The organism is Nocardioides lacusdianchii (genome assembly GCF_020102855.1).
Classification (GTDB): Bacteria; Actinomycetota; Actinomycetes; order Propionibacteriales; family Nocardioidaceae; genus Nocardioides; species Nocardioides lacusdianchii.
The window spans coordinates 116,009-127,358 of the sequence record NZ_JADHZD010000010.1 but is presented as its reverse complement, the minus strand read 5'-3'; the positions used below and the strand labels follow the sequence as shown (position 1 = coordinate 127,358).

The 11,350-nt window shown below is 67.9% G+C and carries 11 protein-coding genes; 3 read left to right on the top strand and 8 right to left on the bottom strand.

Translation table 11 applies throughout. The features are described 5' to 3' along the window. Positions 1 to 16 precede the first annotated feature (16 nt). From IRX98_RS15195 to IRX98_RS23560, 7 genes are all read right to left on the bottom strand, one after another. The gene (locus IRX98_RS15195) at positions 17 to 688 is read right to left on the bottom strand and encodes an acylneuraminate cytidylyltransferase family protein (protein WP_224278146.1); all 672 of its coding nucleotides are present in this window, start codon (positions 686 to 688) and stop codon (positions 17 to 19) included. Continuing rightward, a complete protein-coding gene (locus IRX98_RS15190; RefSeq protein ID WP_224278144.1) occupies positions 685 to 1,749 on the bottom strand; it encodes a hypothetical protein in 1,065 nt (354 codons plus the stop codon). Before IRX98_RS15190 ends, IRX98_RS15195 begins: the two co-directional genes overlap by 4 nt. After that, the gene (locus IRX98_RS15185; protein WP_224278142.1) at positions 1,734 to 2,738 is read right to left on the bottom strand and encodes a glycosyltransferase family protein; all 1,005 of its coding nucleotides are present in this window, start codon (positions 2,736 to 2,738) and stop codon (positions 1,734 to 1,736) included. Before IRX98_RS15185 ends, IRX98_RS15190 begins: the two co-directional genes overlap by 16 nt. A 5-nt stretch (positions 2,739 to 2,743) precedes the next feature. Further along, positions 2,744 to 3,280, bottom strand: coding sequence for an acyltransferase (locus tag IRX98_RS15180; protein WP_224278204.1), 537 nt, complete (start codon positions 3,278 to 3,280; stop codon positions 2,744 to 2,746). A 98-nt stretch (positions 3,281 to 3,378) separates the two neighbouring features. Next, positions 3,379 to 4,230 carry a glycosyltransferase family A protein gene (locus IRX98_RS15175; RefSeq protein ID WP_224278140.1) on the bottom strand — a complete coding sequence of 284 codons (852 nt, stop codon included), beginning with the start codon at positions 4,228 to 4,230 and terminating at the stop codon, positions 3,379 to 3,381. A gap of 123 nt (positions 4,231 to 4,353) precedes the next feature. Further along, positions 4,354 to 5,238: a glycosyltransferase family 2 protein gene (locus IRX98_RS15170; protein WP_224278137.1), complete on the bottom strand. Its 885-nt coding sequence runs from the start codon at positions 5,236 to 5,238 to the stop codon at positions 4,354 to 4,356. Beyond that, positions 5,223 to 6,014: a class I SAM-dependent methyltransferase gene (locus tag IRX98_RS23560; protein WP_224278135.1), complete on the bottom strand. Its 792-nt coding sequence runs from the start codon at positions 6,012 to 6,014 to the stop codon at positions 5,223 to 5,225. Before IRX98_RS23560 ends, IRX98_RS15170 begins: the two co-directional genes overlap by 16 nt. Before the next feature lie 252 nt (positions 6,015 to 6,266). Here IRX98_RS23560 and IRX98_RS15160 point away from each other — a divergent pair, with 252 nt between their 5' ends. Together IRX98_RS15160 and IRX98_RS15155 are read left to right on the top strand one after the other, a co-directional pair. Continuing rightward, complete coding sequence (locus IRX98_RS15160; protein ID WP_224278203.1) at positions 6,267 to 7,052, top strand: glycosyltransferase family 2 protein; 786 nt, start codon at positions 6,267 to 6,269, stop codon at positions 7,050 to 7,052. Then, entirely contained in the window at positions 7,049 to 7,921 is an 873-nt protein-coding gene (locus IRX98_RS15155) for a glycosyltransferase family 32 protein (protein WP_224278133.1), read from the top strand. The genes IRX98_RS15160 and IRX98_RS15155 overlap by 4 nt, the downstream gene beginning before the upstream one ends. On the opposite strand, the gene IRX98_RS15150 is transcribed toward IRX98_RS15155, so the two are convergent. Continuing rightward, entirely contained in the window at positions 7,899 to 9,776 is a 1,878-nt protein-coding gene (locus tag IRX98_RS15150; RefSeq protein WP_224278131.1) for an ABC transporter ATP-binding protein, read from the bottom strand. The two genes, IRX98_RS15155 and IRX98_RS15150, sit on opposite strands and share 23 nt — an antisense overlap. 367 nt (positions 9,777 to 10,143) lie before the next feature. Between IRX98_RS15150 and IRX98_RS23555 the strand changes: the two genes are divergently transcribed. Beyond that, positions 10,144 to 11,346, top strand: a complete 1,203-nt coding sequence (locus tag IRX98_RS23555; RefSeq protein WP_224278129.1) for a glycosyltransferase — start codon at positions 10,144 to 10,146, stop codon at positions 11,344 to 11,346. Positions 11,347 to 11,350 lie beyond the last annotated feature (4 nt).

The window sequence follows — 11,350 nt, the reverse complement described above, 5'->3', positions numbered from 1 at the left end:
CGCGTGGTGACACCGCTCAACGTGCGGCCAACAACCTCGCGGCCAGTGCCACGTCGAGCTCGGTGTCGATGTCGATGCCCTCGTCCTCGGCCATCACGAAGAGGCCGATGCGACCGCCGAGGCGGTTGTCGTGGCGCTCGTAGACCTCGGTGCGCGTGACGTAGAGCGAGCCGGTCTCGCGGTAGCGCCGGGTCGCGTCCGTAAGGTCCTGCCGACGTGGCCGGGCCGCGACGTCGTACGCCGCCGTGGGCGGGTCGCCGGCCTGCCAGACGAAGGGCGGCTGCTCGACGACGCCGACCATCGAGTCCACCCCGGTGGCGGCGAACTCGGCCAGCGCCCGGGCGAGGGTGTCGTCGTGCCGGACCGGCGAGGTGGCCTGGAGCAGCATGACCGCTTCGGGACGTCCCCGCTCGGCCGTGACCTGCTCGAGGGTGTGGCGCACGACCGGCTCCGTAGGGGTGGTGTCCTGCGCGAGCTGGGCGGGCCGCAGCCACGGCACGCGCGCGCCGGCCGCGCGGGAGACCTCGGCGATCTCCTCGTCGTCGGTGGAGACCAGCACGTCGAGCTCCGGCACGGCGAGCGCCTGCTCGATCGTCCAGACGATGAGCGGCTTGCCGCCGACGTCGAGGAGGTTCTTGCGCGGCACGCCCTTGGAGCCGCCGCGGGCGGGGATCACGCAGAGGGTCACGACGCTGCCCCGGTCACGATCGCGGCGATCCGCTCGGCCGGCTGGTGGGCGGGCCGGTCGGGTGCGGGCGTGGGTGTGGAGTGGCCGAGACGGTGCATGGCGTAACGCTCCCAGAACTCACCCAGCCAGGCGGGCGGACGGGGGAAGTCGACCCACGCCTCGCGACCGCGGGTGGCCGCCTCGAGCACCCCGGTGGAGAAGACGCTGACGATCGGTGCCTCGAGGTCCACGAGCGGCACGCCGCTGGTGTCGACGGTGATCCCGGCGCGGCGATAGCCCGCCAGGGCCGCGCGAGAGGTGACGTCGCGCTCGGAGGGATGGGGGCGGTAGGTCGCGTCGTGCTTGCGGCAGGTGCTCAGGGCCGCCTGCGCGAGCCGGGCCCGCGAGATCTCCGCAGCGTGTCCCTGGCCGAGGTAGACCAGTCGCCCGGCCCCGTCGCTGGGCCCGCTGGTCGAGGGAGGACGACGTCCTGTCACGAGACCCGCCTGCCACAGGAGCTCGCTGCCGACGACGGTCACCTCCACGTCGTGTCGCCCCGTGGTCCAGAAGGTGCCGTCGGCCTCGCTCCAGGCGAGGAGCCGGGCGGCGCGCGGCAACGGAGGGGCGTACGGCGTGAGCGCACCGTGCTGCGAGACCAGAAAGGGCAGGTCCCGGTCGTCGGCGACGGCGAAGGCCGCGGCGCCGATCTCGGTGTAGTGGCCGGCGGCGAGGACCGCGCGCGGCCTGACGAGGTCGCCCAGGTCGGAGAGCGCGACGGTGCGGCGACGGTGGGTGGCGTACGCCGCTGAGGCCTGCCAGCCGACGGGGGCGACAACTGTCGTGCGACCGGGCTCGAGGTGGTCGAGCGGTGCGACGACGGCGCGCGCGACGCTGGCGTGCGTGGCCTCGACCGCCACGAGCAGGTCGGCGTCCTGCCCGGGTGAGAGGAGGTCGACCTGCGTGTCCGCGGGGGGGCGCAGCCGCGCGCGCACCGACCGGACCGCACCGCGGACCGGGTGGCGCGACTCGTGCCAGCGTCGCCAGGCGACGAGGTCGGCGGGGTGCCTCAGACCGTGTCCCATGCGTCCTCCAGAACTGCGACGCGGTGGTCGAAGGTGTGCTCGGCCAGCGTGCGCGAGCGTGCTGCGGCGCGGATCGCGTCGGCCCACGCGACGTCGGCGACGGCGCGGCGGCACAGGTCGAGCAGCTCGTCGGTGCCGTGCCACGTGAGCACCTCGGTGCCGGGGTCGTAGAGACCCGCGACGTCGGCGCGGTCGATCAGCTGCACCGCTCCGACGCCGGCGGCCTCGAAGGTGCGCATCGTGAAGCCGTCCTGGTCGCCGTGGAGGTTGAGGGTGGCCGCCGAGGCGGCCATGACGTCGTACGCCCCGGCGCGCGAGACGTCGCGCTCGGCCGGCACCGTGGGCGAGCCGACGCGCCACGTGCGCAGCCGGTCGACCGGGTGGCCGGACCAGTCGCGACCGTAGGCGTGGACCGGCACACCACGGTCGTGGAGGGTCGTGAGCACCTCCTCGCGTGAGGGGTAGCGGGCCCCGATGAAGGTGACGTCGCCGGTGCGTCGCTGCGTCGGCGAGGGGACCAGCCGGTGGTCGAAGGCGAGAGGGAGGTGCCGGGCGTCGAAGCCGCCGGAGGCGAAGGCTGCCGCGTCGTGCGCGGAGTACGTCGCCACGGGGCCGACCCCCGCCAACCGGTCGAGGCTCCAGCGGGTGCGGCGTACCTCGTCGTAGAGCCAGGTCACACGGGGGAGCCCGGCGATGCGGTCCCAGAACTCCTGCTCGAGGGTGTCGCCCTTCACGACCACCACGGCCTGCGCGCGGCTGCGCGCCACGGCCGCGACCGCGCCGGCGGTCTCTTCCCGCGCCAGCCGTCGCAGGGACCCGGCGCCGAGACGCCGCGGGAGCTGGTGGCGCAGCTGGTGCCACGCGCGGCCGGCGAGCCCGCCGTGGGCGTCGTAGACGTGGGTGGAGACGGCGTGCCCCCGCGCAGCGAGAGCGCCCGCGATGGCGGAGTGGTAGCCGTGGAAGCCGGGGCTGACCAGCAGGACGCGCACGGGCCTCAGTGCCCGACGGGTCGAGCGGGGATGCCGACGACGGTCTGGCCGGGGGGCACGTCCTTGGTGACGACAGCGTGCGCACCGACGGTCGCACCGTCGCCGATCGTGACGCCGCCCAGCACCACGCAACGCTGCCCGAGGAAGACCCGGTCGCCGATCGTGATGGGACCGGTGCCGTGGACCTGGTGCCGGTCCTCGCGGTCGTGGTCGGACGACCCGACGAAGACCCCGTCGGCGATGACGCAGTCCGACCCGACGGTCACCGGGTCGAGCGCGTGCAGGTGGACGTCGTGGCCGAGGTAGGTGCGGTCGCCGATGCGCAGCGCGCCACCACCCGGCTCGCTGACGAGCCAGGCGCCCTCGAAGACGGAGCAGCCGGTGCCGAGGTGGATGCGCTCGACGCCCTGCAGCTTGTGGGGCCGGACGATGACGGTGCCTGCGCCGATCGAGCCGAAGGCACGGCGGTAAACCATCCCGGTCGCGACCTGTCCCGCGCGCCAGCGGAGGCCGGGGCGCGCCTCGGCCAGCCTGCGCATCATCGTCACAGCCGCCACTCTAGTGATGGCGCAGAACACAGTCCCTCAAGTTTGGCGAGCAGTCCATCGGGTGATCGAGGCAGGTGCTCTCCTCGCTACTGTCAACTCTGGCGCGGCTGAACGCGGCGCAGTCGCGCCCCAAGACTCTTTAGCCGGACTTTCGCCTGGTCGATTCGACGGTAGGCATGCCGATAGGCCGCGAGGGTCGTTCTCGTCCGACAGAGCTCGTCGATGAGATCTTCCGAATGCGCTAGGGCAAGGTCGACGTTCTCTCGCAGCACCAGATTCGCCGCTTTGGACGACTCGCGTGGATCGATCTCGCCTCGAGTGATCTGGGCGTCGTGATTGCGGTGACGGACAAATACGGCATCTGAGGTCGAGATGCGACCACCGCCGCGAAGAAGTCGAAGCCAGAAGACCCAGTCCTCACCGACCGCTACCCCTTCTGGGAAACCGCCCACCCGGTGCCAATCTTTGAGCCGGAACGCCGACGCAGTAGCGATCATCGTGGATCGCCACATGTCCTCACGAGTCAACGCCCCGGGCGTGATCGGAGCTGACTGTTGCGGAGATGCACCGTCTGAGAAGTTGATACCCGATCCTGTGACGATGACGACGTCATCGTGAGCGTCGAGGACGTCGGCTGCGATTGAGGCCGCGCCAGGCTCGATCAGGTCGTCGCTGTCCAAGGCGATGGCATAGGGCGTTCGAAGATGCGTCAATGCGTAGTTGCGTGCCGCACTGACTCCTGCGTTCTCCTGGCGATGGACTTGGAATCCAGTGCGCTGGAGCGAACCCAGTGTTTTCAGTGATTGTCGGTCTGTCGACCCATCGTCGACGATGACGATGTTCTCGACGCCCCCCAAGCACTCGCGCGCGCTTGCTGCGGCCTCGGCGACCATGGTGCCGGAGTTGAACGATGGAATGACGATTCCGACGCGGGTCTCGGTCACGGGCTTCCTGCAAGTCTGGTCGACGGGGATTCGGGTTTGAGCAATCTAGCGTCGAGAGCGACCGACTCATCGGCACAAGACCCAGGCGTGATCCGCCCGATTGCTGGACCGCAGCAGAAGTTTCTAGGGAGCGGGCGCTCCGATGCGTCTCGACTCGACCAACTTGCCGACTTCGAAGGCCATTACTGTGAGCCACATGCGGCGCTGGTCCGCGCTGCCCCTCCATGGGAACTGCCTGAGCAGCAGTAGCTCGTGGTGGATCCGTCGCAGCAAGGACTTCGGCACCACCTCCGGCGGACGAAACTTGGCGTAGAGCGTGGCTGTGCCGCGCCCTGAATTGTATTGCTGTCGCAGCACCCCGCGTAAGTCGGTGCGGATTCGGTAGTGCAGCAGCGCTTCTGGCACATACGTAAAGCGGTAGTCGAGGTCCCACGCCCGCCAAGCGAAGTCAATCTCTTCCGCGCCAGCCGGGAACTGCTCGTCGTAGCCTCCGACGCGCTCCCACACCTGTCGGTGCATTGCAGTGTTGCCGCCCAGCCCATACGTCCGCCCGCCCCAAGTGTCGTACAGGCCGGTGCTCATCTGGTCGATCGGCACCCAGGCGGCAGACGGACCGGACAACGTGACCGTCTCGGCCGGACCACTTGCCAGAGGGTTCTCGTCGAGTGCCTCGTGAAAAGCCTTGACCCATCCTGGGCCGACAACGTCATCTGCATCGCAGATCAGGATGCGGTCTGTGACGGCAGACTCGATCCCGACGTTTCGCGCGACGGAGACACCTCGTCCGCGGGAGGCGTCCACGCGGCGCAGCCGCGGAAGGCGGGCGCGCCATGACTCGATCACCCCTGCAACGTCGTCGGTCGACCCGTTGTCGGCGACTACCACCTCGAAGTCAGGGGCATCGACCTGCGCGGCAAGCGCCGCGAACTGCTCGCCGATCACGTGGGCGGCGTTGTAGGTCGGGATGATGACGGAGCACTCGACGAGGCCGTCTACTTCTCGGTCCACGACGACAATCGTGCACGGGCCCGTTTCGCGTACGGGACGGTGGCCGGTGGCAGGTACTTGATCCACCTGTAGGTCTCGTGATGAGCGGGTGACAGCACGAGCACGTCGGCGCCCGCGACCGACTGGATCTCGGACGTCCAGCGGGACGTCTGCCTGGGGATGGCTCGGACATACGGAGCCGGGTCACCCCACGTGGCATAGAGCTTCTTGGGGCTCAGGACGATCGGGTGCAGTCCACCGGATGCGACCGCCTCCCAAACCGCCGCCGCGACGCCGGGAGTGTGGGTGGCACGGTAGTCGTCGAAGGCCACGACGCCGGCCGCCGACAGGAGCGCCTTGGCCGCCTTGATGTCGCCGACGACGTGGTCATAGAGATGGGACGCGTCGACGTGGACGAAGCGGCAGCTGCCTTCGCCAACGTGGTTGACGATGCGCTCACTGAAGTCCTGCACCACACGAGGAAGCTGCGCGTGTATGCGCGTGTAGTTCGCCTCGAAGCCTTGCCTGCTCAGGCCCGGGTAGGAGTCGGCGTTCTCCTCGAGGTTGGCCGGGTCGTCGGCTTGGGCCTCGAAGAGATCGATGACCGTGAACTCCTCGCCGCCCTCAAGGTGGTCGCCGAGGAGGACTGCCGACTGGCCCATGTAGGCGCCGAGCTCGGCGATGTTCCCCGTGCCAGATGTGGCACGACCCGCGGTCAGGAACCAACGGAACAGCTCTCGGTCCATGGGGCCGAACCATCCGGGGATGGAATCCAGATCGTCGTCCGTCACCGTCACGCCGCGAAGTTTGGCACACGCTTGGCGTCGCCGCGGCCCTATCCTGTCGTGGTGTCTTCCCCCGTTCGACTCGCGCAGCGCGCCAAGCACCGGTCCTTGCTGCTGGCGAAGGATGCGCGCGCCGCGAGGGACGCCGCTTCGCGACGGTGGGGACCGTCGGGAAGGAACGTGCGCAGGCGAGTCGCGCATGGGATGGATCTGCCTGTGCTCCCTGCTCGCCGGAGGGTCCCCGGTTCGGTGTGGGCCGTGGCCATGGTGAAGAACGAGGCCGACATCCTCGGTCAGACGATCGACCACCTGCGTCGCCAGGGCGTGGACGGAGTCCTCGTCGTCGACAACGGGTCGACCGACGGGACGGGCGAGCTCCTGCGTGAAAGAGCGGACGGTGCCTTCCTCTTCACCGGCGACGACCGCGAGCCGGCGTACTTCCAGGCGCCGAAGATGCAGTTCCTCTCGCAGTGGGCTGCTCGTCAGGGTGCCGACTGGATCGTGCCGTTCGACGCCGACGAGTGGTGGTTCGGCTCGGAGGGGTCACTGGTCGAGACGCTCCGGGCCTCCACGACGCCGATCGCCGCGGCCGTCATCCACAACGTGTTCCCCGAGCCCGGGTCGTCCGGAGCCGTCGCCTCCGGCTGGCGCATCGACACCAATCCTGCACGGCTGGAGAAGGTCGCCTACCGCCCCCACCTGCTGGCAGCGCTCCACCATGGCAACCACGGGGTCTCGCGACCGGGGAGAGTCAGTCAGTCGCTGCGGATCCTCCACGTCCCGTGGCGGAGCGAGCAGCAGTTCCGCTCCAAGATCGCGAACGGAGCCGCCGCCCTGCGACTGGCGGGTCCACGTGGGGCAGGCGCCGGCGTGGATCATTGGCGTGACCTCGACGACGAGTCCGTCGACGAACTGAGAGAGATCTGGCGCGACATGCTGGAAGGTCACGGACACCCGAAGCTCGAGTGGTCTCCGACCGGAGACCTGCGGCCCGTCACGTTGGCGTCGTGGTCTCGCGAGTGGGACCCCGACAAGGTGCTGGGCGCGTGAGCAAGTCGTCGCCGTTGTCACTGGTGAGGGAGGCGAAGCACCGTGTCTTCGTCGCGCGCAAGCGATCCTCGCGCAGGGCCAAGCAGCTCAAGTTCGATGCCGCCACGGCCGCCTTCAAGCACGTCGATCGAGTCCGCCGCTACACCTACCGGCCATCGCGCTACGCCGACACCTTCCTCGCGGGCGAGGTAGCGCTGACCGAGCGGAGCGAGTTCCCGGCCCGGGCATTCGTCGTCTGGACAGGCAACAACCCGCTGACGCCGAACCGGCAGGCCAACCTGGACCTCATCAGGGAGAGGATCGGGCTGCCGGTCGAGCTGGTGACGCCGTCGACCCTTGACCAGTGGATCGTGCCGGAGCACCCACTGCCGGCTGCGTACGAACACCTGTCACTCGTCCACCGATCGGACTACCTGCGCGGTTACCTCATGCATCACCACGGCGGCGCCTATGTCGACGTCAAGCAGCCACTGGAATCGTGGCGGCCCGGCTACGACCGTATGGCAGCCGATCCGCAGGTCTGGGTCACCAGCTACTCCTCAAGCCACGCGAACTGGATCGGCAAGCTGAAGGGGCGGCTTGGCCTCGACATCCTGGTCCACTACAGGCTGATGTTCGGCAAGGGCGGGTTCATGATGCGCTCGTACACCCCGCTCACGGCGGCCTGGGTCGCGCAGATGGACGCCGTGCTGGACACCCGAGCCGAGCGCCTCGCGAAGCACCCGGGCGGCGTCTTTGGCGACGACGCCGACTACCCCATCTCATGGACCGATCTCCTCGGCAGGGTGCTTGACCCATTGACGCTGAAGTACCTCGACCACGTCCGCTACGACGAGCGGATGCTGCTCAACTTCGAGGACTACCGCTGACAGGCTCGGCCGTGACGTACGCGCCCGGGGCGTCGAGCGAGCCGAGCTGCACCAGTCTCGCGAAGGTCTCGTTGCTCCGACGCACCTCGTCGAACGTTCCCGACGATGCCACCCTCCCGCCCTCCATGAAGACCAGCTGGTCGCAGTGTCGGACGGTGGAGAGGCGGTGGGCCACGACCACGACCGTCACCATTCCGTGCAAACCCTCGATCGTGTCGGTGATGCGACGCTCGGTCTCGTTGTCCAGCGCGGACGTCGCCTCGTCCAGCACGAGCAGCGACGGATTGCGATAGAGGGCTCGGGCGATGCCGATGCGTTGGCGTTGTCCGCCGGACAGGCGCATGCCCCGCTCGCCTGCGGATGTGTCGAGGCCGTCGGGCAGATCATCGATCAGGTCGTCGAGCTGGGCGCGCTCGATGGCCAATGCAAGCCGGTCTGGGGCCAGCTCCTCGTCGAACGCGATGTTCTCGCGGATGCTTGTGTCCAGGAGCATTACCTCCTGAGGAACGACGGCGAGCTGGCGCTGCCAGCCGGGCAGGTTGTCGAAGACCGAGGTCCCGCCAGCCGTGATGTCTCCGGCCGTAGGAAGGTGGAGACCGAGCAGCAGGTCAACGAGCGTGCTCTTCCCAGCGCCGCTCATGCCGATCACGGCTATGGAAGAACCGTGCGAGATGTCCAGGTCGACACCCGCAAGCACCTCGACGTCCGGTCGGTCCGGGTAGGCGTAGCGGAGACCTGTGATCGAGATGTCGCCCGACGGAACCTCCTGCGTGACGACCCGCGCCGTCTCCTCGACGGCGCTCGTGCGCATGGCACGACTAACCCGGATGAGGTGCTCCAGCGGTGCATGCGCATATCGCACGCCGGCCAAAGCACTGATGAGCCGGACTGAGCTCGGTAGCACTCGTGTGCCGGCTGCTACGAACAGCCCCAGGAGAACAAGACCCTCCTCTGCCGACCCTCCGGTAGTCGCGACCGCGGCAAGTACGCCGATGCCGAGCACGAAGACGATTTCCAGGAAGTAGGAGGGGATCGAGGTGAGGATGGACGCACGCACGTCCGCCTCGGCGCCCTGGGCGCTCTTCTCGCTGAACTCGTCGACGAACGCCTGGTGTGCACGTCGGAGTCGAATCTCCTTGACGGCGCTGAGCGACTGCAGGCTCGACTTCGAAACGGCTTGGGAGGCCTCACGCGTGCGCTCGCCAGCCGCTTGGATCCGGGGCCGGATGACGCGTTGGATGACGAACGCGGCGACCCCGAAGTAGACCGCCGCCGACACCGCGATCGTGGGGGAGATCAGCAGGAGCGATCCGAAGACGAACACGATTGTCATGAGCTCGGTGAGGACGGATAACGCTGAGGTGAGGCCGCCGGAGTACCCCATCGACACGGCGCCCTGGACGGTCCACAGCTTGTCGCCGGTGTTCTGTCGGAGGTGCCATGAGTACGGAGCTGTGAGGTATCCCTCCAGCAGCGCGGTCGAGATCTTGACGTTTTGCGTGGCCATGAAGCGCAACTGCCAGCTCCTGACGAGCAGCGCAGCGACGTCCTTCACCACGAAGGTGCCGAAGATGATCAGCGCTAGCGACAGCACAAGCACGCGCGCGGACGGGTCGCCCAGCAGCGTGCTCACCCAGCCGAGTGCACCGGAGTCCGGAGACTGGCCCGTCACGTACTGCATCATCGGCAACATCGCGACGACGCCCAGCATGTCCAGCAGCGCGAGCACCACGGACAGGACGATCGACAGCATCAGGCGGCGCCGGGTGGGATGGTCGATCAGCTCGCCGGTCCCAGGAGGAAACCCGAGGAGGCCAGCCAGACGGCGGAGCGGGGTTCCAGAGAGGCTGAGCACGTGGACAGTCTGCCTGCTGGCCTCTCACCGCCGGGGCATCCTGCTCGAATCGAGACGTGATCCGCTTCATGGCGGTAGCCCTGTCGACTCCTGACTGAAGCAGCAACAACGCTTTGCCGTGCCCTATCAGGGGTCTTCGCTTCGCAGTGCGACACATCGATTCCTTGTCGTCATCGTCTCTGCGATGTCGATGCATCGATAGGCACGTGTGCTACTAAGGGCTCGACAGCAGCACGTCGCGTCGCCGGCGCGCTGGTAGCTTGCGGAGCGTGTTGAGAGGTAGCCGACCCTTCTGTGAGCGCGCGGCGATCTGCGGGGAACACGTAAACCGAAGCGCCGGCCGCCGCAGCCTGTCAGCATGAATCACGTGGCGCGCATCAAGGTGGTCCAACTGGCTTCGACCTTGGGGTACGACGAAGTTCCCCATGCTGGAGGGAGGTATCTGTCGCAATGGACACGAACAGTGGAGTCGGACGCGGACTTGACCGTCTTCGTCCCTGGAACGCGCACCAACCGTGAGGCCGCGCTACAGCCCGGCGCGCCCCAGTGTGTTGTTCCCCTGGGCCTGACGCCAGCCATGACCAGGCGCCAAGCAGCGATGAACCGGCTCTCCCTGAATCTAGACACGTGGCTACGTCGCTTCGATCCCGGCATGCCTTACCTGCCCTTAGTCGCCGAGCTGTTGACGTCTCGATCCGCCCGAGATGCGCTGCGGAGTGCCGATGTCATTGATCTGCAGTGGGCCGACTCGATCCGTTTGCTTCGTCTCGTCCAGTCGATCAACTCTCGAGCGTTCGTTTCGGGAACCTTCCACGACGTGCTCTCACAGTCCTTGTCCCGGAGGCCTGTCTCCGGGCGCTCCTCAGCCGTGCGAAGGAGATTCCTCACGTGGCAGGCGCGCCGACACGAGCGTCGAATGGTCGACCGGTTGGACGAGGTGGTGGTGTTCAGTGACAAGGATGCTGCTCTTCTGGACCATCCGCCACACGCTCGGGTCATCAGGCCGCCGCTGGGGCTGGGTGCCCCGGTCGAGCACCGTCCGGGCGAGCAGGAAACCGTGCTGGTGGTGAGTTATCTGTCGCGACCCGAGAACGACGAGGCAGCACAATGGGTTTTGACACACGTCTGGCCTGACGTCGTCGTTGACCATCCGCAGGCGCGGTTACGTCTCGTGGGCAAGGGCGCCAGTGAGGTACTCAGGGAGCGCTCCGCCGGCTACCCGTCCGTGGAGATCGCGGGGTACGTCGAAGATCTGCCGGCTGAGTATCGGCGGGCGACTGTTGTGCTTGTCCCCGTCATGCGCGGCGCGGGGGTCAAGTTCAAGACGGTGGAAGCCCTTCTTCACGGCGTTCCTGTGGTGACGACCTCCGTCGGCGCTGAAGGGGTGGGAGGCGCCGAGCTGTTCGTACGTTGCACTGATTCGGCCGCGGGCATGGGAGCGGCGATCAGCGACGTCCTGCGTAGTCCTTCCGACCACCAAGAGCGGGCCGACCGAGCGCAACAATGGGCGTGGTCGCTTTACTCGGTCGACACGTTCGACGCCGACCTGCGCAAAGCGTGGCCGAGCTGAAGAA

What these genes read in the sequence shown, in the direction of transcription:
- IRX98_RS15190 (WP_224278144.1), bottom strand. Translation starts at nt 1,749, where the DNA reads ATGGGACACGGTCTGAGGCACCCCGCCGACCTCGTCGCCTGGCGACGC.
- IRX98_RS15180 (WP_224278204.1), bottom strand. Translation starts at nt 3,280, where the DNA reads ATGATGCGCAGGCTGGCCGAGGCGCGCCCCGGCCTCCGCTGGCGCGCG.
- IRX98_RS15160 (WP_224278203.1), top strand. Translation starts at nt 6,267, where the DNA reads ATGGTGAAGAACGAGGCCGACATCCTCGGTCAGACGATCGACCACCTG.